Raw genomic sequence first — 22891 nt, forward strand, 5'->3', positions numbered from 1 at the left:
GCATGCAACCGATCCTTTCCGTCTCCGACCTTTCCAAGACCTACGCGTCCGGCTTCCAGGCGCTGAAGCACGTGACCCTCGACATCCGCCCGGGCGAGATCTTCGCGCTGCTCGGCCCGAACGGCGCGGGCAAGACCACGCTGATCGGCTCGATCTGCGGCATCGTCACGCCCACCCAGGGCCGCGTGACGGTCGGCGGCCACGACATCCGCGACGCGTATCGCGCGGCGCGCGAAATGATCGGCCTCGTGCCGCAGGAGCTGACGACCGACGCGTTCGAAACCGTGTCGGCGACCGTGTCGTTCAGCCGCGGCCTGTTCGGCAAGGCGCCCGATCCCGCGCACATCGAGAAGACGCTGAAGGCGTTGTCGCTGTGGGACAAGCGCGACAACAAGCTGATGACGCTGTCGGGCGGCATGAAGCGCCGCGTGATGATCGCGAAGGCGCTCGCGCACGAGCCGCGCATCCTGTTCCTCGACGAGCCGACGGCCGGCGTCGACGTCGAGCTGCGCCGCGACATGTGGAAGCTCGTCGATTCGCTGCGCGACAGCGGCGTGACGATCCTGCTGACCACGCACTACATCGAGGAAGCCGAGGAAATGGCCGACCGGATCGGCATCATCCTCGGCGGCGAGCTCGTGCTCGTCGAAGAGAAGCGCGAGCTGATGCGCAAGCTCGGGAAGAAGCAGCTGACCGTGCAGCTCGAACACCCGCTCGCGGCCGTGCCGGCCGAACTCGCCACGTTCGGACTCGAACGCGCGGACGACGGCGCCGCGCTCGTCTATACGTACGACTCGCACCGCGACGACGCGAGCATCGCGAAGCTGATCAACGCGCTCGGCTCGGCCGGCATCGGCTTTCGCGACCTGCATACGACGCAGAGCTCGCTCGAGGATATTTTCGTCAGCCTGATCGACAACCGCCGCAACGGCGCACAAGGGGCGTAACGCACATGGCGAACTGGAATTTCCACGGCATCCGCGCGATCTATCGCGCCGAAATGGCCCGCACGCGCCGCACGCTGATGCAGAGCATCATCGCGCCGGTGATCTCGACGTCGCTGTACTTCGTCGTGTTCGGTTCGGCGATCGGCTCGCGCATCAGCGACGTGAACGGGATCGGCTACGGGTCGTTCATCGTGCCGGGCCTCGTGATGCTGTCGCTGCTGTCGCAGAGCATCTCGAACGCGTCGTTCGGCATCTACTTCCCGCGCTTCACCGGCACGATCTACGAGATATTGTCCGCGCCCGTGTCGTACTGGGAGATCGTGATCGCGTATGTGGGCGCGGCCGCGTCGAAGTCGCTGCTGCTCGGGGTGATCATCCTCGCGACGGCCGGCCTGTTCGTGCCGCTGCACATCCTGCATCCATTCTGGATGGTGCTGTTCCTCGTGCTGACGTCGATCACCTTCAGCCTGTTCGGCTTCGTGATCGGCATCTGGGCCGACAGCTTCGAGAAGCTGCAACTCGTGCCGCTCCTGATCATCACGCCGCTCACGTTCCTCGGCGGCAGCTTCTATTCGGTCGACATGCTGCCGCCCGCGTGGCGCATCGTCACGCTGTTCAACCCGATCGTCTACCTGATCAGCGGCTTCCGCTGGTCGTTCTACGGGCTGGCCGACGTGCACGTGTGGATCAGCCTCGCGGCGACCACGCTGTTCCTCGCGATCCTGCTCGCGATCGTCGCGTGGATGTTCCGCACCGGCTACAAGCTGAAGAACTGACGCAGCGCGCCGTGCACCCGGCACGGCCGCTGCGATCGCCCGGTTCGCGCATCCGGAGCGACGCTGCTAGACTGGATCGGAAGATCGACTGCTGCCGCCTGCCGCACCGCAACCCGCGGGGCACGGGCGGCGCGGCTCCCGCCCCATTCCCTGCGCGAGGACCCGATGAGCGCCTCCCGAATCGACGCCGTCCGCGACGGCCTGTTTCGCGCCACGACCTACGTCGACACGCTGAACCTGTGCTTCAGCCAGTTCTTCGTACGATCGCCGCACGGCGACGTGCTGTGCGTCGAAACGGGCACCCGGTCCAATTTCACGCAGCTGAGCGCGGCGCTCGACGGCGTCGGCATCGCGCCGTCGATGGTCAGCAGCGTGATCGTCCCGCACTTCGAGGCCGACGAAATGGGCGCGCTGCCCGATTTTCTCGCGGCCAATCCGGCGCTCGTCGCGTACGGACATCCGATGTGTACATGGGGGCTCGCCGACGTGTTCGGCGTGCGCGCGATTCCGCTGAAGGATGGGGAGCCGACGACGCTGTCGGGCACCGGCGTCGTGCCGGTCTTCACGACACATGTGCATCAGTGGGATGCGCTCGTCGTGTATCTGCCGGCGTACAAGGCGCTGCTGTCGTCGGACATCCTGATGCGCTTCGGCCGGGAGGACGCCGACGATCCTTTGCCCGCGATCCTCGATGCGATCACGCGCTCCGACTACCTGCCGTCGCTCGCGCACCTGGCGAGCGCACTGCGCCGCATCCAGGCGCTCGATCTCGACATCATCCTGCCGATGCACGGCCCGGCGATCACGCATGACATTCCGCGCGTGATCGCCGGTGTCATCGCCCACTGCGAGGCGGCCACGGCGGCGTAGCGCGCACGCGCTGCGGCGCGAGGCCGGCCGTGGCCGGTCAGGCGCCGGTCACGACGAATTCGGCGGCCGCCTTGCTCTGGATCGCGGCCATCACCGCGAGTTCACGTTTGCTGTGCGGCTCGCCGGACACGACGCCCGTCGCATGCCTGGCTTTCGCGCCGAGCGGAAAGAACACGAACGACGCGCCGGCCGGCGCATCGGGCTCGGCCCGCAGGCGTTTGTTCAGGATCTTGAGGTATTTTTTCTTCGAGACTTCCTTCGTTGCCATGGCGCCCTCCACATGAACGTGATGCTGGTCAGCATACCAGTTTTGACAGGCGATTCCGGGGCCCCGCCGCGCGATCGATCTGCACTAGAATGAATCGGCTCACGTGACTCGCCGCGCCAGGCCGCGGCCGCCGTGTCATTAACGGAGCGCTTCCATGCATGTCGAATTGTTCGCGCAGCATCATGATTGCCCGGGCTGGGAAGGCGAAATGGCGCGGCGCGTCGTCGCCTTCGACTGGTCGTCGACGGGCCTCGGCCCGCTCGACGGCTGGTCGGCGAGCCTCGTCGCGGCCGTGCGCACCGTGCTCGCGTCGCCGCTGCCGCTGGTGATGCTGTGGGGCCGGCCCGGCTACATGATCTACAACGACGCGTATGCCGGGTTCGCCGGCGGACGCCACCCCTATCTGCTCGGCCAGCCGGTCGAGCTCGGCTGGCCCGAGGTCGCCGAGTTCAACCGCAACGTGATGAACACCTGCCTCGCGGGCGGCACGCTGTCGTATCGCGACAAGGCGCTCGTGCTGCTGCGCAGCGGGTGCCCCGAAGACGTGTGGATGGATCTGCATTACAGCCCGCTGCCCGACGACGATGGCGCACCGGGCGGCGTGCTCGCGGTCGTGATCGAGACGACCGAACGCATGCTCGCCACGCGTCATCGCGAACAGGCGGAAGCGGCGCTGCAGGCCTCCAACGATGCGCTGCGCCGCCTGACCGAAACGCTCGAGCAACGCGTGGCCGATGCGATCGCCGAGCGCGCGGCGATCGAGGAACAGTTGCGCCACTCGCAGAAGATGGAAGCGATCGGCAGCCTGACCGGCGGCATCGCGCACGACTTCAACAACGTGCTGCAGGTGATCAGCGGCAACCTGCAGATTCTGGCCGTCGAACTCGGCGAGCGCGCAAGCGCGCAGCCGCGAATCGAAAGCGCGAACAACGCGGTGCGGCGCGGCGCGCAACTGGCGTCGCACCTGCTGGCCTTCGCGCGCCGCCAGCCGTTGTCGGCGACGGTGCTCAATCCTCACCAGCTGATCGACGGGATGAGCGAGATGCTGCGCCGCGCGCTCGGCGAAACCGTGCGGATCGTCCCCGCGCTGGCGCCCGACGTCGGCAACGTGCTCGCCGACCGGCACCAGCTCGAGAACGCGCTGCTCAATCTTGCGATCAATGCGCGCGATGCGATGGGCGGCGACGGCACGCTGACGATCGCCGCGTACAACGACGCGCATCCCGCGCCGTTCGGCGGCGCACGGCGCTCGCCATTGCCGGCCGGCGAATACGTGACGTTCGAGATCAGCGATACGGGGGCCGGCATGACGGCGGACGTGCTCGAGCGCGTGTTCGAACCGTTCTTCACGACCAAGCCGGACGGTGAAGGCACCGGGCTCGGGCTGAGCATGGTGTTCGGTTTCGTCAAGCAAAGCGGCGGCCATACGTCGATCGAAAGCACGCCGGGCCAGGGCACCACCCTGCGGCTCACGTTTCCGCGCTGTCACGATGACTGCACCGAAGCGCCTGCCCGCGCGCCGCAGCACGACGCCGCGCGCGGCCGCGAAACCATCCTGGTCGTCGAGGACGACGCGGAGGTCCGGCTGACCGTGGTCGACATGCTCGCGCAGCTCGGCTACAAGGTGCTCACCGCGTCCGACGGCGAAGCCGCGCTGCAGATACTCGACTGCGACACGCAGATCGACCTGCTGTTTACCGACGTGATCATGCCGGGCCGCATCAAGGGCGGCGAACTCGCGCGCCGCGCCACGCAGCGCACGCCGCCGTTGCCGGTGCTGTTCACGTCCGGCTATACGCGCGACGAGATCTTCCATTCCGGGCGGCTCGACCCCGGCGTCATGCTGCTCGGCAAGCCGTACCGCCGCGACGAACTCGCGACCCGGATCCGCGACATGCTCGACGCGCACGCAAAGGCGGCGTGAACGGCTGACGTGCCGGCATGCGCGCGCCGGTGCCGGCCATGAACCCGCCATGAAGCCGGCCACGGAGCCGGTCATCCAGCCGGGAGCTTTCCGGCACCCCTGCCGCACGGACGACGTCGGATATGCGGCGGCGCATCAGCGCTCACCGGTCACCGGTCACCGGTCACCGGTCACCGGTCACCGGAATTTTTTGTCCGCGATGTCGATTCGAGCGAGCGTCGCGCGTCGTAGTGTCGTAACCGATCGATTTGCCGGCCCCCACGGCCGGCCGATAGCGGATTTCCCCCCTTTTTCCGTTCAAGGAGCAGCGACAATGCGCGTCATGGTGATCGTCAAGGCAACGGCCTCTTCCGAAGCGGGCGCGATGCCCGATACCGAACTGCTGGCCGCGATGGGCCGGTACAACGAGGAACTCGTGAAAGCCGGCGTGATGCTCGCCGGCGAAGGGCTCCATCCGAGTTCGCGCGGCAAGCGCGTGCACTTCTCCGGCAAGGACCGGACCGTCATCGACGGCCCGTTCGCCGAGACCAAGGAACTGATCGCCGGCTACTGGCTGTGGCAGGTGAATTCGATGGAAGAAGCCGTCGAATGGGTCAAGCGCTGCCCGAATCCGATGCCAATCGAGTCGGACATCGAGATCCGCCCGATCTTCTCGCCCGAGGACTTCGGCGAAGCATTCACGCCGGAGCTTCAGGAACAGGAAGCGCGGCTGCGCGCAGAGATGGGCGGCAAGCACGACGCGTGAGCCGGGCCGGGTGCCGATGCGGTAGGGTTGCGGGTGCGCCGGCTGGATCCTCTGAACAAACGGTCGACGGAGATTGACGGCACCTCGCCGAGTAACGTATCGTTTTGACACGTTACTCGGCGAGGCCCTGTCGTCATGCATTCCCGTTTCGACCGTTTTCGCGCGACGCCGCTCGGCGCACAGCTCGAAGCGCTGATCGCGCAGCCCGAGCGCTATGTCGAATTCGCGGCGCTGTCGCGTGTCGGCGTCGCCGCGATCGGCGCGATTCAGCATGAGATCGCGCGCAAATTCCCCGAAATCGAAGCCGACACGACGGCCCGGCAGTTTTGCGGCGCGATGGTCGCCGACGTGATGCGCCGTCACGGGCACGACGTCGTACAGCCGCGCGGCCGGCTCGGCGGCGCGCTGTTCAGCTACGGCGCGGTATTCAGCGCGGATCCGCAGGTGCGCCCGTTCGCCGACGTCATCGCCGCGCTGGCCGCGATGCCTGCCCGGATCGCCGCGTATGCCGCGCACGTTCCCGCCGCGCTCGTCGCGCGCCGCCCGGCCGGCACGGGCTTCTCGCTCGTCGAACATGCGTGCCACCTGCGCGACCTCGATGGGGTGTTCGCCGAACGCATCGACGCCGTGCGCACGCACGAGCTGCCGGTGATCGCGTCCGTCGACGGCACCGCTCTCGCCGCGCAGCGCGACTACCTCGCCCAGCCGCTCGACGACGCGCTCGCCGCATTCCGCACCGGACGCGCCGCGCTGTGCGCGACCGCGGCCGCATTGCAACCGTCTGAACTCGCACGCTGCGGGCTGCGCGACGGCATGCGCCGGATGTCACTCGACGAACTCGTGCGCGAACTGCTCGACCACGATCTCACGCACGTGCTCGAACTCGACGAACTGCTCGCCGAACTCGAATTGCCACCCCTCGCTTCTCCGGCCGCGGAATGAGCGCCCCAACCCCGCCCGTCGTCTTCGTCCACGGTTTCATCGGTACCTTCGACGTACCCGAATGGCCCGGCCCGCATCTCGCCCCCGACCTGCTCGGCTACGGTATCCACCGCGCCGCGCCGTTCGACGCGATCACGCTCGCTGCGCAGGTCGAGCACGTGCGGCAGGCCATCGACTCGCACTACGGCACGCAGCCGGTCGACCTCGTCGGTCACTCGGTGGGCGGCGCGATCGCGATGCTGTTCGCGCATGCGCATCCGGCACGCGTGCGCCGGATCGCCAACGTCGAAGGCAACTTCACGCTCGACGATGCGTTCTGGTCGGCGTCGGTCGGCCGCATGTCGCCCGCGCAAGCCGACGCAATGCTCGACGACCTGCGCGGCGATCCGCTCGGCTGGCTGCGCGGCGCGATCGACGAGCCGTCGCCGCGCCAGCTCGACGACGCGCGCCGCTGGCTTGCGCATCAGCCGGCATCGACACTGCGCGCGATGGGCCGCTCGGTCGTCGCGACGACCGGCGAATCAGGTTATCTACAGGCGCTCGCTGAAGTATTCGAGCGCCATCCGGTGTGGCTCGTCGCCGGCGAACGCTCGCGTGCGGGCTGGCATGTGCCGGACTGGGCGCTCGCACGCTGTGCCGGCTTCGAAACGATCGACGGATGCGGGCACCTGATACCGGCCGAGCGGCCCGCCGCGTTGCGGGAGACGCTCGCGCGCTGTCTCGGCTGACGCGCACGGCCGTCCCGCCGCCCGGCCCCGCCCGCCACCTGACAACCCGTAGGTTTCGCCGAAATTTGGTTGAAAGGCGCGGTTGCTAGAGTCGCCGGACAGGGTTTTCCCGATGCGAGGCTCATTGACGTCCTCACCCGCCTAAAGGCAGGTGATTCCCACACCTGGCGATGCACGTCCGCATCGGAGAATGTTCAGCGCAGCGTTGGTATCTCGATCATGCACGACACCACAGCCATCGCAGGCCCACTCTCTCATTCGCAGTCCCGCGATACCTTTCGGCCGCGTCGTGCTGTCTTTCGATCCGCACGACGAACAGGACTGGGTAGAACCGCTTTCGTCGACTTCCTCGAACGTGGCCCCGTGCGCCATCGCCTTGTAACGGAGCTTGTTTCGGAAGGACGACCAGGATGCGTCGTAGACGCTTTTCGCCATCCTGGTCCTGGCGAGTTTGGCGGCCGACACGTTGCCGACCGCGAGGTAATCGAAACGCCGCACCAGATCGAGCGTGAGCTTATGCTGGAAATCGGCACGGGCATTCGCGACCTTGGCGTGCAACTTCGCGATATGCCGCTTGTGCTTGCGTGCTCGCTGGGCCTTCGCAAGCTTGTCCGCCGCACGGCGGCCGAATTGGTCGTTGGGCAGTTTCTCGCCGGTCGAAAGTGTGGCGAAGTCTTTCAGGCCGAGATCGATGCCGACACCGGAACGGATCGGGCGGGCCTGAACATCGGGCATCTCGATCACGATGTTGAGAAACCAGTTGCCACGTGCATCCTGCGCAAAGTTGGTCCCATCCTTGATCTTGCCTTCGGGAAGCGCCCGGCTGTGGAATACCCGAAACGTGTTACCGGCAAAACGAAACGCATCGCCCTCGCGCTTCAGGTCACGCCCCTTCAGCGGCACCCAGCCCAGCGATTTCCTGCCGCGATAGCCCAGGTAGGGCCGACGGTGCTGACTGCGCGACTTCGCATATTGCTCGCACGTCGCGTTGATCGTGCCGGAGTGGATGCCGAGCGCCTTGCTGCTCCCCGTCGTCAGCACGTTCAGATCGAATCCCGTCGGCCACTTCTTGCTCCACTTGAGCGCGTGCTTCTGCGTGTCGTTGCAGAAGTTCCAGACGTAGTTCACCGCACGGCTCTGCTTGTTAAGCAGTCCGTTGAGCGACTTCACGCGGTAGCGGTAGACAAGGATCATGCCGGTGATCCTAACCCGTGCAAGAAGCTGCCTGTCAACAGCACTCCTTTCCTTCCCACCATCAATGGCGGGGTTTCTCGGAGCAAATTCTGATGAACCTGATACGCGCGTTGTGGCTAGTGCTGCTGCTCGCCGTCGCGGGCCCGGCCATCGCCTTTCAGGCGCGGGTCATCGCGATTCCGAGTGCCGCGATGAACCAGACGCTCAAGGCGACGGTCGTGCTGCCCGACGACTACGCACGCCTGCGCCACGGCCCGGAACGCGGCGTCGAACGATTTCCGGTCGTCTACCTGCTGCACGGGTCCGGCGGCGACCACACCGACTGGACCGCGAACACCCGCATCGCCGCGCTGGCCGATCGCTACCGCGTGATCCTCGTGATGCCCGACGGCGGCCACGAAAGCTGGTACATCGACAGCCCGTTTGACTCGGGCAGCCGCTACGAAACCTTTGTCGGCGACGAAGTCGTGTCCTATGTCGACATGCACTTCCGGACGATCGCGACCAAGGGCGCGCGCGCGATCACGGGGCTCAGCATGGGCGGCTTCGGCGCGCTGCGCATCGCGCTCGACCGGCCCGACACGTTCGGTGCGGTCGGCAGCATCAGCGGCGCGGTCGATCCGCGCTGCTGCGAGGACGAACCCGGCATCGACCACGTGTTCGGCGACCCCGGCCGCCATGCGTCGTTCTGGAACCGCAACGCGATCGTCGAAAGCGCGCGCGCGTTCGTCCGCGCGCATCTGGACCTGACGATCGACTGCGGCCGCGACGACGCGTTCGTCAGCTCGAACCGCACGCTGCACGAACGGCTCGTCGCGCTCGGCGTGCCGCACGACTATGCGGAGCGTCCGGGCGGCCATACGTGGGACTACTGGGCGCATGCGATCGGCTACCAGATGCGGTTCTTCGCGACGTCGTTCCAGCACGGCGGCTATGCGTACGATCCGCACACCCGCCTCGCGAGCCATCCGGCGCGCATGACGCAGGCCGGCTGACGCGCGCGGCCGCGCCGCCGCGTTGCCGAGTCCTCGCGCCGGCGCATCGCGCGGCAGGCCCGATGGTCGGATGCGCAGGCATCGACCACCCGACTTCCTCCATGCCGCGCGACAACTTTGCGGACCTGCTCGCCTTCATCGCCGTCGCGCGCGAGCGCAGCTTCACGCGTGCGGCCGCCCGGCTCGGCGTGTCGCAATCCGCACTCAGCCATACGTTCCGCTCGCTCGAGACGCGTCTCGGCGTGCGGCTGCTCACGCGCACGACACGCAGCGTGGCGCCGACCGAAGCCGGCGAGCGCCTGCTGCAGAATCTCGCGCCGCGCTTCGACGAAATCGAGGACGAACTGTCGGCGCTCGCCGAGCTGCGCGACAAGCCGGCCGGCACCGTGCGCATCAACGCAACCGACTACGTGATCCGCACGCTGCTGTGGCCGAGGCTGTCGCCGATCCTGCGCGACTACCGCGAGCTGAAGGTCGAGTTCGTGACCGACTACGGGCTGTCCGACATCGTCGCGCAACGCTTCGACATCGGCGCGCGGCTCGGCGCCAGGTTGCAAAGGACATGATCGCGGTCCGCATCTCGCCGGACCTCAAAATGGCGATCGTCGGCGCGCCCGCGTATTTCGCGGAACGCGAGCCGCCGGGACATGCGTCGACGCACGGGTATACGGATCCCGGTTATCCGGTCGAAGGGCGAAAGGTGTGAGGTTCGTCTGCTGACGCGGTGGCGCATCGGCACGCCGGGCGTGGCGCGACGCGGCAAACAAACGAACACGAAAAACGGAAAGCGACGGCGGCAAAAACAAAAGCGGAAACCGCGAATTCAGTTTCCTTGCGCCGCGTCGGCGTTCACCACGCGATCGAAGAATTCCTGCGCACGCGCCAGTTCGTCCAGCGCGCGATCGAGACGCGACATCGCGCGTGCATATTCGCCGGACGAGATGTCGTCGTCGCTTTCGCCGCGCACGGCGCGAAACGCCTGGTCGACGTTGCGCGTCGCTTCGACGAAGCGTTGCGCGGCCCGTGCTTCCCGCGAACAGATGTGGGTCGACATCGACACTTCTCCCTCAGGGTTGCTGTGTGAAGCAAGCCGACGCTCAGTGTGCGTGTCGCGCATGTCGGCGGCGTGAACGACGGCAGGCAGCCTGTCGACGCACACCCGCCGTGCGGCGTGCTTCCGTGGCGATTGTCGCGCGACGCTCGCCGATCCGCTACGGCGAGATTGCAACAAATTCTTGCGCGCACCGAGATGGCGCAACACCGGCGCGTGTCGTTGCACGTGCATCAGTTGGCAGCCCGCATCACGCGCCGCGCATGAGCGGCGCGAACGTCACGCGCGCCCGATGCGCGGATGCGCGAGACCGCCGAACGCGGCCGCTTCAGACGACAGATCGAACAGATCGCCGGTGAGCTCGCGCGGATGCTCGACCGCCGGCCGGCTGCGCAGTCGGCCGGCATGCGTGGGCGCGACGTAGGCGGCCGCCGTTTCGATCGGCGGCACGTCGAACAGATCGCGCGTGACGCCGCGCACGGCATCCGTCGGCGATCGGCTGCGCAAGCGCGCGACCAGTTCGACGAAGCGATCGAAATCGCCGGCCCGCGTCGCCTTGTTCACGTCGGCAAGATCACGCGCCTTCAGCATGCACGGCTGCGCGAGCCGCACGAAATACGGTGCTTCGAGTTCGACCGACAGCGCGAGCGGATAGCTCTTGCCGGTTTGCTCCTTCGCACGCCCGATGCAGTCGACCACGGCCGCGCCCTGCGCGACGCCGAGCGGCTTGCCGGTGCTCACGCTGCGCAGGTGATCGGGGAACACGCGCAATTGCGTGCCGACCGTCAGCGCGGTGGACGATACGCAGACGAGCGCGTAGTGCTGTTCGCGGCGCCGGCCCGACGGCAGCGTCGAGCGGCTCGCGATGAACGTGTGCGGCGGCAGCGGCCGCACCTGGCCGCTCGCGTCGACCCATGCATTCCACAGCAGCGCGTCCTCGCGCCGGCGCTCGCCCGAACGCGTGCGCGCCGCGACCGGCGAAAACAGCGCGAGCAGCGAGCCCGTGCGATGCGCGGCGACTTGCGCGCTGCTGCCGAGCGGCTGGTTGATGCCCCACAGAAAACGCCCGCCCCCGAGCCGGCGCTCCCATTCCTTGCGGAGCACGACGGTCGGCAGTTCCTCGCCGGACTCGGTACCGATCTTCGTCCAGCAGAACGTGGGAGGGAGATGTTTCAGTGTCATCGACTTTCTCGGGATACAGCCTCGCTGGCGACAGCAAGCCCATTCAACAACCGTAACTGTATAGGTATAATGCATCGCATGGAAGCCCCGGATCACGATTTTCCTGTACAAGACCTGTTACGCCGTCTGATGGCGGACACGCGCTCGTCGAGCGAAATCGCGCGGCTTTCCGGGGTCAGCCAGCCGACCGTCTCGCGCCTGCGGCTGTCGAACGGGCATCGGCTGCGGCGCAGCGCGCCATTCAACAAGCTATGCAGTTTCTACGGCGTCGATACCGGCCCGGCGCGCCGCCGTTACAACGACCTGCTGCGCGACGCGATCGTCGACGCGTGGGACGGCTCCGACGAGCACGGGCGCGCGCTGCTGGTCGTGATTCAGGGATTGAAGGATCTGCAGGCGAAAGCCGACGACAGGTGACGGCGCGCATGCGTTCATGACTGCGTGATTGGATGGAAGGCTGACAGCACGTAACGGGCGGGCGATGGCGAATACGATTCGTCATCGCCCGTTTTGCATCGGACGATGCGACACGGAGCAAGCGCAAGCACGTCGATCGCGCCACACGCCGTGCACCGGCAACGCGCCGAAACTTTATTTACCCACGGTTAAAAAAGTTTGACACGGCGATTTCACTGAGATAAGTTTTGCGCAAGCTTCCGGAAAGCAAACGCGAACCGGCAAGCCATCACGATGCGCGGCGCGGCCGAAACCGCCGATCCGTTTCATTCCGTCGCCGCACGCGCGTCGCGTCGTGTTACCGCAGCGCAGCACCGCAGCTCGCAACATCCCCGTTTCATCGAATGATGTCGTTCCGTTTCATCTGGAAGGACGTACGGCATGCACCGTGCATTTGATTCGCAGTCCTGCGTGACGCACATGCGTGGCGCCGCCGCTTTCCCGATGGTGCAGTTTCCTCTTCGTTGCAGGCAGTAATCGGCCCGGCCCGCAGGGGGTGTATCGCGAGCCGGTCGTCCACACACAATCACAAGAACGAGGTCGACAATGCAATTTCATGTCAGAGGATCGCGTCGCGCATGGCTCCCCGCGCTGGTCGCAGCGGCGACGCTCGCCGCGTGCGGCGGTGACGACGGCGGCAGCGTGGCCGGCGTGTCCGCACTCGCGCAAGGCCAAGGTCAGAATCAACAGGGCGACGGCGCCGCATCGGCGGACGACGCATCGGGGCGCGTGTCGCCATCCGGCGTTCCGTATGCGAATCCGGCCAGCGGCGGACGCTACCGGCCGGTGATCAGCAACGGCCAGGTACAGCCGTCCCTTTCCGGCGGCACGATCGAGGAGAACGCGTGGGTCGACACGCCGGTCGATTCCGACGGCGACGGTACGCGCGACCGCATTCACGTGCGCATCGTGCGTCCGTCCGAAACCGCCAACGGCGCGCGCACGCCGGTCATCGTGCTCGCAAGCCCGTACTACGCCGGGCTCGCCGACAGCCCGAACCACGACGTCGACGTCGAACTCGACGGCACGCCGCATCCTGTCGCGGCGGCAGCCGCCCCCGGCGGCGCGTCCGCGCGGGTCATGGCCGCCGCGCCGCAAGTACGGATGCTGCAGCAACTCGAAGCGGCCGCGGCCGGCCGTTCATGGATCGAAGGCTATTTCGTGCAGCGCGGCTTCACGATCGTCTATGCGGATTCGCTCGGCACCGCCGGTTCCGACGGCTGCCCGACGATCCTCACGCGCGACGAATCCGTCGCGATGGCGTCGGTGATCCGCTGGCTCGGCCGCGATGCGACCGCGAAGGATGCGAACGGCAAGCCGGTCGTCGCGAACTGGTCGACAGGCCACGTCGGCATGTATGGCGTGTCGTACGACGGCACGCTGCCGAAGATGGTCGCGAGCCTGCGCACGCGCGGGCTCGACGCGATCGTGCCGGTCGCCGGGCTGTCGAACATGTACGGCTACTACCGCTCGGGCGGGCTCGTGCGCGCGCCGGAGGGCTATCAGGGCGAGGACGTCGACGTCTATATCAAGGCGCTGCTGACGAATGCGCATCCGGAGCGCTGCACGCACCTGATCGACGAGGCGCTGCAGCAGGAAGACCGTAAGACCGGCAACGATTCGCCGTTCTGGGCCGCCCGCGACATCCCGACCGCGCACGCGGTCGCGCCGGCACTCGTCGCGCAAGGGCTGACCGACGACAACGTGCGTACCGACCAGTCGACGTCGTGGTATCTCGCGATGCGGCGTCAGGGCGTGCCGACGCAGCTATGGCTGCATCGGCTGAAGCATACCGACCCGACCCGCGTGCCGGCGATGGCCGAGGCGTGGACCGCGGAGGTGAACCGCTGGTTCACGCGCTACCTGATCGGCGTCGACAACGGCGTCGACCACGATCCGCGCGCGGTGGTCGAGCAGGCCGACGGCACGCTGCTGAAAGAAGCGGACTGGGCCGCGCGGCACGCCACGCCGGTCGCGTATTTCGCGGGCGGCGACGGCGCCGGCACCGGCACGCTGCTGCGGATGCCGAGCGGCGGCCCGCTCGCGCGCTTCACCGACGATGCGTCGATCCCCGCGCTCACGCTGGCGAACGCCACGACCGGCGAGCATCGCGGCCGCTTCGAGACGGCCCCGTTCACGGCCGCGACGCGCGTGTCCGGCACCGCGACCGCACGCGTGCGGCTGACCTTCACCGGCGTCGCGAACGTGACGGCGCTGCTGGTCGACCGCGCGCCGGACGGCACGGCGACGATCGTGACGCGGGCATGGACCGATCCGCGCAATCGCTTGTCGGACTGGTTCTCGGCGCCCGTGCTGCCGGGGATGCCGTATGACCTGAAGCTGACGTTCATGCCGCGCGACTACAAGCTCGAAGCGGGTCACAAGCTCGGCCTCGTCGTGCTGTCGAGCGACAACGAGGCGACGCTGCGGCCGACACCGGGCACGGGTCTCGCGCTCGATCCGGCAGGCACGTCGGTCACGGTGCCGCTGGTGTCGTCCTGACGCTGGAATGTGGCCGCGCACCCCGTGCTTCGCTTGCGCGTTGCCCGGCGGTGCGCGGTTCATCGGTTCAGCCGAGCAACGCGTTTTTGCTCTGCCACCGCGGCGGCCTGCCGTTCCAGACCGGCCGCCTCCTCACCGGAGAACCGCACGCTCACAACGGTGTCAGCACCGCCTGCCCGGCAAAATGCCGGGCGGCGTTGTCGAGAAACTGCCGGACCGACCGGTCGAGCGCCTCCGGCGACCAGCCGCCCAGATGCGGCGTCAGTACGATGTTGTCGAGACCGGTCAGCGCGCGCGGCGGCTCCGGTTCGCCTTCGTACACATCGAGCCCCGCGCCCGCGATGCGTTTTTCGCGCAGCGCGTCCGCCAGAGCAGCGGTATCGACAACGCTGCCACGCGACACGTTGACGAGAAAGCCACCCGGGCCGAGCGCGTCGAGCACCGCGCGATCGACCAGATGCCGGGTGCCCGCGCCGCCCGGCGTCGCGACGATCAGGAAATCGGCCCACTGCGCGAGTGCGTCGAGCCGGTCGAAATAGCGGTATGGCGCAGCGTCCTTCGGCGAACGGCTGTGATAGCCGACCTCGATGTCGAAGCCGGCCGCACGGCGCGCGCACTTCTCGCCGATCTTGCCGAGCCCGACGATGCCAAGCTTCTTGCCCGAAACGTTCGGCGGCATCGGCAGCGCGTCACGCCATACGCCCGCGCGCGTTTTCGCATCGAGCCTCACGACATCGCGCACCGCCGCGAGCAACAGCGCGAACGCGTGGTCGGCGACGCAATCGTCGTTGGTGCCGGCGCCCGTGACGACCGTGATGCCGCGCGCCTTCGCATGCGCGACGTCGATATGCTCGTAACCCGCGCCGAGCGCGCTCACGAACGTGAGCTGCGCAAGCCGGTCGATCTCGGCAGCGGCGAGGCCCGTGCTGCCGTTGGTCAGCACCGCGCGAATCGTGCCGCCGTATTCGGCGATCGCGCGTTCGCGTTCTTCGGCGGTCGGGGCATAGCGCACGTCGAACGACGCGGCGATCTCGCGATGCGCATCGCCGCGCAATGCGATGAGGACCAGCAGTTCTGGCTTCATGTCAGCAAATGTCTGTCCGCAGGCGGAAACGGATTTCAGTGTAACAAGCCAGCATGACGGATGCGGGTAATCCCCACACGGGCTGTGGGCACGCCGTCGCACGCGGTTTGCCAAAGCCGGCTCAGTCAAGTAACTTTCGGCGTACGCCCCCGTCCTGGAGATTGGCCTCGATGAAACTCGCCCTGCCCGCCCGGATCCTGGGCCTCGCGCTCGCCGCCGCCGTCGTCGCGCCCGGTGCGCATGCCGACACGCCTGTCGTGGTGTCGTCGAAGATCGATACCGAAGGCAACCTGCTCGGCAACGTCATCGCGCAGGTGCTGAAGGCCCACGGCATCCCCGTCACCGAAAAGATCGCCCTCGGCACGACGCCGATCGTGCGCAAGGCGCTGACGAGCGGCGAGATCGACATCTACCCCGAATACACGGGCAACGCCGCGTTCTTCTTCAACAAGGCCGACGATCCCGCGTGGAAGAACGCAAGCCAGGGTTACGACGCCGCGAAGAAGCTCGACTACGCGGCGAACCATCTCGTGTGGCTCACACCGGCGCCCGCGAACAATACGTGGGGCGTCGCCGTGCTCGCGCCCGTCGCGCAATCGCAGCACCTGAAGACCTTCTCCGATTTCGGCAAATGGATCGCGGGCGGCGGCAAGGTGAAGCTCGCCGCGTCGGCCGAATTCGTGAACAGCGCATCCGCGCTGCCGTCGTTCGAGAAGGCGTACGGCTTCAAGCTGAAACCCGACCAGCTCGTCGTGCTGTCCGGCGGCGATACCGCCGCGACGATCAAGGCCGCCGCGAACCAGACCGACGGCGTGAGCGCCGCGATGGTATACGGCACCGACGGCGGCATCGCATCGAGCGGCCTCGTCGTGCTCGACGACGACAAGCACGTGCAGCCCGTCTATGCGCCGACGCCGGTGATTCGCGAAGCCGTACTGAAGGCGCATCCGCAGATCGCCGACTACCTGAAGCCCGTGTTCGCGAGCCTCGACCTGAAGACGCTGCAGACGCTGAACGCGCGCATCCAGATCAATGGCGAACCGGCGGCCGGCGTGGCCAAGAGCTATCTGAAGTCGAAAGGCTTCGTCAAGTGACGGATCGCGCCGTGGCGTCCGCGCGGCGCATCCCGCTCGACAAGGTCGGCATCCTGATCGGAATCCTGACGATCGTCGCGGTGGTCGGCATGCCGTTCATGGTGCTGCGGCCGAACCGCATCGCGGCCGGCACGGGGCTGTCGGTGTTCGCCGCCCTGCCGGCGGCGCAGGGCGCCGCGCTCGCCGCGCTGTGGATCGTCGGCGCGCTGTGGGCGATGACGGCGAGCCGTCCCGCATGGCGCCTCGCGGCCGGCTGCACGTGGCTCGGGACGCTCGCCTATGCGGTCGGCGCGGCCGCGGCGCACGTCGTCGCGCCCGACGACATGCTCGCGCGCGTGTCGCCCGCGGCAGGCGTCTGGCTGCTGCTGTTCGCGTGGGCCGTGCTCGTCGCGGACGCGCTCGCGCGGCTCGCATTCGGCCCGTGGCGGCGCCTCGCCGCGCTCGCCGTCGCGATCGCGGCGATCTCGGTGCCGCTCGCGAGCGGCTGGTGGGACGGCCTTTCCGTGATGCGCGAATACGCGGTGCGCAACGACGACTTCTGGCGCGAGGCCATCCGGCACGTGTCGCTCGCGGGCGGCTCGGTCGCGGCCGCGCTCGTCGCGGGCCTGCCGCTCGGCATCGCGTGCGCGCGGATCGCACCGGTACGCACCGTCGTGATGCCGGTGCTCAATATCGTGCAGACGATCCCGAGCATCGCGATGTACGGGCTGATGATGGCGCCGCTCGGCCTGCTCGCCGCGCACGTGCCGCTCGCGGCCGCGCTCGGCATCCGCGGGATCGGCGTCGCGCCGGCCGTGCTCGCGCTGTTTCTCTACTCGCTGCTGCCGATCGCGTCGAGCGTCGTGGTCGGACTCGAGCAGGTGCCGCCGCATGTGACCGAAGCGGCACGCGCGATGGGCATGACGCGCGCGCAGCGGCTGCTGGGTGTCGACCTCGTGCTCGCGCTGCCGGTGATCCTGAGCGGCGTGCGCATCGTGCTCGTGCAGAACATCGGCCTGACCGCGGTCGCCGCGCTGATCGGCGGCGGCGGGTTCGGCACCTTCATCTTCCAGGGGATCGGGCAATCGGCCGCCGATCTCGTGCTGCTCGGCGCGATCCCGACGATCGCACTCGCGCTGGCAGCCGCCGTCGTGTTCGAAGCCGCGACCACGCTCGCGAAGGGACGTACCGCATGATCGAGATCGAACGCCTCGGCAAACGCTTCGGCGACATCACTGCCGTCGACGACGTGTCGCTGACGATGAAGCAAGGCACGATCACCGCGCTCGTCGGCGCATCGGGCAGCGGCAAGTCGACGCTGCTGCGGATGATCAACCGGCTGATCGCGCCGACCAGCGGCACGATCCGCATCGACGGCGTCGACACCGCGGGCGTTCCGCCCGAGCAGCTGCGGCGGCGCATCGGCTACGTGATCCAGGGGCACGGCCTGTTCCCGCACTGGAGCGTCGCGCGCAATATCGCGACCGTGCCGCGCCTGCTCGGCTGGCCGGCCGCGCGCATCGACGCGCGCGTGCGCGAACTGCTCGAACTGTTTCACCTCGCGCCATCCGAATTCGCGGACAAACTGCCGCATGAGCTGTCGGGCGGCCAGCAGCAGCGTGTCGGCGTCGCGCGCGCGCTCGCGGCCGAGCCCGCGATGCTGCTGATGGACGAGCCGTTCGGCGCGCTCGATCCGATCATCCGCAACAAGGCGCAGGACGACCTGTACGCGCTGCAGCGCCGCCTCGGCATCACGGTCGTGATCGTCACGCACGATATCGAAGAAGCGCTGAAGCTCGGCGACACGATCGCGGTGATGGACGGCGGCCGGCTGCTGCAGGTCGCGTCGCCGGCCGAGATTCTCGGCAAGCCGGCGGCAGGCGTCGTCGAACAGCTCGTCGCGGGCGTCGACCGGCCGCTGCGCCTGCTCGCGTTGACGCCGATCGATGCGGTGGCCGAATCCGGTCACGCCGACGGCGAACCGATCGCCGCGACGCGCACGCTGCGCGATGCGGTATCCGAGCTGCTGTGGCGCGGCGTCGACGCGTTGCCGGTCGACGACGGCAACGGGCGCGATGCGCGCCGCATCACGCTCGGCGCGATCCGCGCGCACGCGAGGAAGCCCGCATGACGACGCGGCCCGCGCGTTCACCCGTGCCGCGGCGGCTGCCCGCGTACATCGCGCGCGCGGCCGCGCTGGCGCTGTTGCTCGTGCTGCTGTTGCGTCCCGCGTGGCTGCAGGGCGTGTTCGCGCCGTTCGCGGACAACGGCGCGCCGGTCATCTACGATCGCGCGAGCCTGCTCGACCTCACGCTCGCGCACCTCGGCACCGTCGCGCTGTCGAGCCTGATCGGCATGCTGGTCGCGATCGCGGCCGGCATCGCGGTCACGCGGCCTGCCGGCGCGGATTTCCTGCCGGTCGCGCGCAGCGTCGTCGACATCGGCCAGACCTTTCCGCCGGTCGCCGTGCTCGCGCTCGCGGTGCCGGCCGTCGGCTTCGGGTTGAAACCCGTGCTGATCGCGCTCGTGCTGTACGGGCTCCTGCCGATTTTCGAGAGCACGATCGCTGGGCTCGAGGACGTGCCGCGCGACGTCGTCGACGCCGCGCGCGGGATGGGGATGAGCGGCTGGCAGCAACTGGTGTCGGTCGAGCTGCCGCTCGCGTTTCCGGTGATCGTGAACGGCATCCGGCTCGCGGTCGTGATCAATCTCGGTACCGCGACGATCGGGTCGACGGTTGCCGCGCGCGGGCTCGGCGACGTCATCATTGCGGGCCTGCAGACCTCGAACACGGCGTTCGTGCTGCAGGGCGGCGTGATCGTCGGGCTGCTCGCCGTGCTGGTCAGCGATGCGATCGGCGCGCTGGCAAGGGTGGCGAGCGCGCGGCGGCCGTAGCAAGTGCCTGGCGTCGCGGGTCTGCCCGCGAAAAAGACGGCGCGACAAAAAAATCGGGCCGTGCTTGATCCGGACTCCGATGCGTGTTCGTGCAACGATCCCGTCTGCGCACGGCGCGCGTCGACACAAGCCTACATCGTGCTTTCATTCGAGCCCGTGCTCGAACGCGCCAGACGATTGGCCGATATACTATGCGCCTCCCAGTTCCCCGCACTCGACCATGCGACGACGGTTTTTCTGGCTGATCGTTCTTTCGCTCGGCATTGCGCAACAGGCTTCGGCGCAGCAGGCGCCCGCGCTGCCTGCGTCCGCGCCCGAAGTATCCGCATCCGCGCCGGCCGCGGCATCTACGCCGCTCGCCAACGCCAACGATCAGCCGAACGAAGCAAACCGCCGCATCACCTCGTATTTGACGAAGAAATTCGGTCTCGCGAAGGAGCGCGCCGCGCGGCTCGCCGATATCGTGAGCGTGACTGCGACGAAATATTCGCTGCCGCCCGCACTCGTTTACGCGATTATTTCGATCGAATCGCGCTTCCAGGAAAAGGCGCGCGGCCAGCATGGCGCGACCGGGCTGATGCAGGTCGTGCCGGCCGCCCACCGCGGCCTGCTGCGCAACGTGAAGGATCTGACCGAACCGAATGCGAACGTCGAGGCCGGCTCCAAGATCCTGTCGGGCTATGTGCGGGCGGCCGGCGGCAATGTGCAGGCCGGGCTCAAGAGCTACGGCGGATCGAATGCGTATGCGGCGAAGGTGATGCAGCGGGTCGACGCGTTCCGCTTCGTGCTCGAACCCGAAGACGGCGCGAGCGCCGACCAAATCCCGACAGCCCCGAACGATACGAAGGGCCGCATGGTACCGGTCAGCGAGACGTCGAAGCCGGCGTCGGCCCGCTACCGTCAGTAAGCGCGCAGCGCGCCTTCGCCCGACGGTCCTGCCATGCGCCAAGCCATCCGCTTCCTTGCCGTCGGCTCGTTGGCAATCGGTCCCGCCTGCGCCTTCGCCGCTGCCGATTGCGAGCATCAAGGCCCGACAATGGACAACGTGCGGGCCTGCGTGGTCGACCGAAACCAGCAGGAAGTCGACAGCGCGTACCGGTCGCTCGAGCGCACGCTCAAACGGCGCAACGCCGACGCCGCCGGCGAACTCGCGAAGTCGCAGGCCAGCTGGACCCGCTTCGCCGCCGACACCTGTAACTATGTGAAAGCCGCCAATCCGCAGCAGATGATCCCGAACGACGCGTGGATGAACTGCTGGGTCGACTTCAGCCAAGCACGCGTGCGCATCCTGAAGAAATGGGAAGCGCTAGAGAACGCGCCGCAACCGGCGCAGAAGTGATCGACGGTCGGACGCCCGTGCGTGCCGCCCGTCATGCCTGCGCGAAATGCGCGTGCAGAAACTCGATGAAGACCTGCGTCTTTAATCGTCTTTAGGCGAGCACCGCGACACGCAGGATCGGAGTCGCGGCAATTGCAGGCGAACCGCGCGAGATCAGAGCAGTTCCACGTTGACCTTGGGCACCATGGGTGCAATGCGAAGCACGCGATCGGCCTGATTCCGAACGTACTCCGAAATACGGTGCACCCATGCATGCTCGTCGCCCGCATAGACGTCCGATCGCGCCAGCTCGGGAGCCAGTTTCGCAGCCAGGGTCGCCATCCTCGTCATTTCGCGTGCAACGAGTGTCGGCCGAATCTGCGCACGATGCGCGAAGTCCGCGAGCGCGAAAGCGGTCAGCTCCTCGGTACGGAACACATCTCCGTACGCCATTGCCATGTCTTGTACATAGGCGTCCCCGTACACGTTCACGCATACCAGATCGTACAGCGGCGCCGGAGCGAGCCCGCCGCTGCTGACGAAAAACGAAATGTTCTTGCCGTGCGCGTCGCTGTTGCCGATCAGCAGTTGCAACAATGCCCAGCGCAGCATGGCCGAACGTGCGGCGGCCGGCGTCTCGAGAGACGGCGTCAACGAGAACAGTCGCTCGAAGCTCACGCCTTCGCGGATATTGCGAACGTCCTCGTTGTTGCCGAGATTGCGCTCGTACTTGAGCGTCGCCGGTAAATCGAGGGCCTGGCATCCGTCGATGATATGAAGTCGCCGCACCGCGCTCACGCGGTGCGGATCGCCCGGCTCGGTCGTCACGATCCGGTCGAATCGTTCGATCAGCAGAATCGGTTCGGGGATGCGCCGAATCTCGACATGCGCGACCGGCAGGCCCATGCGAGCCGCCAGCGTCATGCAGAAATGCTCGTTCGCGACCATGAACGGCGCATTCGGGCTACGCGACTCGGGCTTCAGAATATGCGAGCTGCTGAGCGCACCATCGACAAGCGAGAACTGCTCGCCCTCGACGAGCACTTGCAACTTGTCCTGATGACCGGCGATCGACAGGCGCACCCGATCGTCCCAGACGGCAAACGGGATCGCATCGCGCTTGCGGATACGATCGGTCAGCTCTTCCGCCGAAATCGGCCGACGCACGGGTTCAGGGCTTTCGGGCACTTCCGCGGCCGAATCGTCATCCGGAACGAAACTCAACGCACCGACCGGCTCCTTGCCGAGCATCCGGATGAGGCCGAATACGTTGTCCTTCGAGATCTGATACATCGATGCGGCCACGTCGAGCGCACGGCCCTCGGGCAGCAAGTTACCCACGAAGCGCTGGACCGCGCCCGCCGGCGGCGTGCCGCCATCGAGCGGAATGCACGGCGATAACGCGAACGCATCGCCACGCGCGAGCCACGCCGGGTCGTACGAAAAGCCGTAATCGTCGCGACCGGCGTCGTAGGTCAATTGCCCGACGAGCGAGCCGTCGGTCGAGACGCGCAGGCGATGGACCATTACACGCCCTCGTGCGAATCAGGTGACGAGACACGCTTCTGCATATGCTCGCGCAATGCGTTGCGCGCCGCGGGGACGTCACGTTTCGGTACGACCAGCAACTTGAGGCCGAGGCCGTCCAGTACCTTGAACAGCTTGTCGAGACTTACCGCGCGGCCGTTCTCGAGCCGTGACAGCACGTCCTTGGAGACGCCGAGCATATCGGCCGCATCATCGATCCGCATCTGGGCCTGGGCTCGTCGGTTGCGCACGAGCGTCCCCAGCGCTGCGAGATCCAGTGCGAGCGGGTCGGGTGCCGCGATCGGTCGCGGTAAGGTACGCGCCATAATTCCGTTATTTCAGGAACAAAGCGCTGACGCCTTGTGCCTGACGACATAGTTACGAGAATGTCGGAATTATAGTCGACAATAGACC

At 67.4% G+C, this 22891-nt stretch carries 23 protein-coding genes and 1 pseudogene; 17 read left to right on the forward strand and 7 right to left on the reverse strand.

Going from position 1 to position 22891, the window contains the following annotated elements; translation table 11 throughout:
- Window positions 1-2: 2 nt before the first annotated feature.
- The 3 genes from SB786_RS10110 to SB786_RS10120 all read left to right on the forward strand — a co-directional run bounded on the left by SB786_RS10110 (window position 3) and on the right by SB786_RS10120 (window position 2593).
- On the forward strand, window positions 3-947 hold the full coding sequence (locus SB786_RS10110; protein ID WP_410727383.1) for an ABC transporter ATP-binding protein: 945 nt from the start codon (window positions 3-5) through the stop codon (window positions 945-947).
- Window positions 948-952: 5 nt separating this feature from the next.
- Complete coding sequence (locus tag SB786_RS10115; protein WP_410727336.1) at window positions 953-1723, forward strand: ABC transporter permease; 771 nt, start codon at window positions 953-955, stop codon at window positions 1721-1723.
- Between the two features lie 165 nt (window positions 1724-1888).
- Entirely contained in the window at window positions 1889-2593 is a 705-nt protein-coding gene (locus tag SB786_RS10120) for an MBL fold metallo-hydrolase (protein WP_410727337.1), read from the forward strand.
- A gap of 37 nt (window positions 2594-2630) precedes the next feature.
- On the opposite strand, the gene SB786_RS10125 is transcribed toward SB786_RS10120, so the two are convergent.
- Window positions 2631-2861, reverse strand: a complete 231-nt coding sequence (locus tag SB786_RS10125; protein ID WP_006758879.1) for a hypothetical protein — start codon at window positions 2859-2861, stop codon at window positions 2631-2633.
- Window positions 2862-3015: 154 nt separating this feature from the next.
- Between SB786_RS10125 and SB786_RS10130 the strand changes: the two genes are divergently transcribed.
- The 4 genes from SB786_RS10130 to SB786_RS10145 all read left to right on the forward strand — a co-directional run bounded on the left by SB786_RS10130 (window position 3016) and on the right by SB786_RS10145 (window position 7200).
- Window positions 3016-4785 carry an ATP-binding protein gene (locus SB786_RS10130; protein WP_410727339.1) on the forward strand — a complete coding sequence of 590 codons (1770 nt, stop codon included), beginning with the start codon at window positions 3016-3018 and terminating at the stop codon, window positions 4783-4785.
- Window positions 4786-5098: 313 nt separating this feature from the next.
- Window positions 5099-5530: a YciI family protein gene (locus SB786_RS10135; RefSeq protein ID WP_410727340.1), complete on the forward strand. Its 432-nt coding sequence runs from the start codon at window positions 5099-5101 to the stop codon at window positions 5528-5530.
- Between the two features lie 135 nt (window positions 5531-5665).
- Window positions 5666-6472, forward strand: coding sequence for a DinB family protein (locus SB786_RS10140; protein ID WP_410727341.1), 807 nt, complete (start codon window positions 5666-5668; stop codon window positions 6470-6472).
- The gene (locus SB786_RS10145; RefSeq protein ID WP_410727342.1) at window positions 6469-7200 is read left to right on the forward strand and encodes an alpha/beta fold hydrolase; all 732 of its coding nucleotides are present in this window, start codon (window positions 6469-6471) and stop codon (window positions 7198-7200) included. The genes SB786_RS10140 and SB786_RS10145 overlap by 4 nt, the downstream gene beginning before the upstream one ends.
- A gap of 141 nt (window positions 7201-7341) precedes the next feature.
- Here SB786_RS10145 and SB786_RS10150 read toward each other — a convergent pair whose 3' ends face one another.
- On the reverse strand, window positions 7342-8394 hold the full coding sequence (locus tag SB786_RS10150; RefSeq protein WP_410727343.1) for an RNA-guided endonuclease InsQ/TnpB family protein: 1053 nt from the start codon (window positions 8392-8394) through the stop codon (window positions 7342-7344).
- Between the two features lie 92 nt (window positions 8395-8486).
- Between SB786_RS10150 and SB786_RS10155 the strand changes: the two genes are divergently transcribed.
- Together SB786_RS10155 and SB786_RS10160 are read left to right on the forward strand one after the other, a co-directional pair.
- Complete coding sequence (locus SB786_RS10155; RefSeq protein ID WP_410727344.1) at window positions 8487-9389, forward strand: alpha/beta hydrolase; 903 nt, start codon at window positions 8487-8489, stop codon at window positions 9387-9389.
- Between the two features lie 101 nt (window positions 9390-9490).
- Window positions 9491-10095, forward strand: a pseudogene (locus SB786_RS10160) (LysR family transcriptional regulator).
- Between the two features lie 117 nt (window positions 10096-10212).
- Here SB786_RS10160 and SB786_RS10165 read toward each other — a convergent pair.
- Together SB786_RS10165 and SB786_RS10170 are read right to left on the reverse strand one after the other, a co-directional pair.
- Window positions 10213-10443: a hypothetical protein gene (locus SB786_RS10165; protein ID WP_006757372.1), complete on the reverse strand. Its 231-nt coding sequence runs from the start codon at window positions 10441-10443 to the stop codon at window positions 10213-10215.
- 276 nt (window positions 10444-10719) lie between these two features.
- Window positions 10720-11622: a hypothetical protein gene (locus SB786_RS10170; RefSeq protein ID WP_410727345.1), complete on the reverse strand. Its 903-nt coding sequence runs from the start codon at window positions 11620-11622 to the stop codon at window positions 10720-10722.
- A 78-nt stretch (window positions 11623-11700) separates the two neighbouring features.
- On the opposite strand from SB786_RS10170, the gene SB786_RS10175 reads away from it, so the two are divergent.
- On the forward strand, window positions 11701-12039 hold the full coding sequence (locus tag SB786_RS10175; RefSeq protein ID WP_034176340.1) for a helix-turn-helix domain-containing protein: 339 nt from the start codon (window positions 11701-11703) through the stop codon (window positions 12037-12039).
- A gap of 585 nt (window positions 12040-12624) precedes the next feature.
- Window positions 12625-14580, forward strand: coding sequence for a Xaa-Pro dipeptidyl-peptidase (locus SB786_RS10180; RefSeq protein WP_410727346.1), 1956 nt, complete (start codon window positions 12625-12627; stop codon window positions 14578-14580).
- Between the two features lie 151 nt (window positions 14581-14731).
- Here SB786_RS10180 and SB786_RS10185 read toward each other — a convergent pair whose 3' ends face one another.
- A complete protein-coding gene (locus SB786_RS10185) occupies window positions 14732-15664 on the reverse strand; it encodes a 2-hydroxyacid dehydrogenase (protein ID WP_410727347.1) in 933 nt (310 codons plus the stop codon).
- Window positions 15665-15834: 170 nt separating this feature from the next.
- Between SB786_RS10185 and SB786_RS10190 the strand changes: the two genes are divergently transcribed.
- The 6 genes from SB786_RS10190 (at window position 15835) to SB786_RS10215 (ending at window position 20971) form a co-directional block, all read left to right on the forward strand.
- On the forward strand, window positions 15835-16758 hold the full coding sequence (locus SB786_RS10190; RefSeq protein WP_006757377.1) for an ABC transporter substrate-binding protein: 924 nt from the start codon (window positions 15835-15837) through the stop codon (window positions 16756-16758).
- Window positions 16755-17933 carry an ABC transporter permease gene (locus tag SB786_RS10195; RefSeq protein ID WP_410727348.1) on the forward strand — a complete coding sequence of 393 codons (1179 nt, stop codon included), beginning with the start codon at window positions 16755-16757 and terminating at the stop codon, window positions 17931-17933. Before SB786_RS10190 ends, SB786_RS10195 begins: the two co-directional genes overlap by 4 nt.
- The gene (locus SB786_RS10200; protein WP_175707463.1) at window positions 17930-18868 is read left to right on the forward strand and encodes an ABC transporter ATP-binding protein; all 939 of its coding nucleotides are present in this window, start codon (window positions 17930-17932) and stop codon (window positions 18866-18868) included. Before SB786_RS10195 ends, SB786_RS10200 begins: the two co-directional genes overlap by 4 nt.
- Complete coding sequence (locus SB786_RS10205; RefSeq protein WP_410727349.1) at window positions 18865-19632, forward strand: ABC transporter permease; 768 nt, start codon at window positions 18865-18867, stop codon at window positions 19630-19632. The genes SB786_RS10200 and SB786_RS10205 overlap by 4 nt, the downstream gene beginning before the upstream one ends.
- A gap of 220 nt (window positions 19633-19852) precedes the next feature.
- Complete coding sequence (locus SB786_RS10210) at window positions 19853-20539, forward strand: lytic transglycosylase domain-containing protein (RefSeq protein ID WP_410727350.1); 687 nt, start codon at window positions 19853-19855, stop codon at window positions 20537-20539.
- 129 nt (window positions 20540-20668) lie between these two features.
- Entirely contained in the window at window positions 20669-20971 is a 303-nt protein-coding gene (locus tag SB786_RS10215; RefSeq protein ID WP_410727351.1) for a lysozyme inhibitor LprI family protein, read from the forward strand.
- A gap of 153 nt (window positions 20972-21124) precedes the next feature.
- On the opposite strand, the gene SB786_RS10220 is transcribed toward SB786_RS10215, so the two are convergent.
- The gene (locus SB786_RS10220; protein WP_410727352.1) at window positions 21125-22477 is read right to left on the reverse strand and encodes a HipA domain-containing protein; all 1353 of its coding nucleotides are present in this window, start codon (window positions 22475-22477) and stop codon (window positions 21125-21127) included.
- Window positions 22477-22803, reverse strand: coding sequence for a helix-turn-helix domain-containing protein (locus tag SB786_RS10225; RefSeq protein WP_410727353.1), 327 nt, complete (start codon window positions 22801-22803; stop codon window positions 22477-22479). The genes SB786_RS10220 and SB786_RS10225 overlap by 1 nt, the downstream gene beginning before the upstream one ends.
- Window positions 22804-22891: the final 88 nt, after the last annotated feature.

Source organism: Burkholderia sp. SIMBA_062 (genome assembly GCF_046534765.1).
Taxonomy (GTDB): Bacteria; Pseudomonadota; Gammaproteobacteria; order Burkholderiales; family Burkholderiaceae; genus Burkholderia; species Burkholderia ambifaria.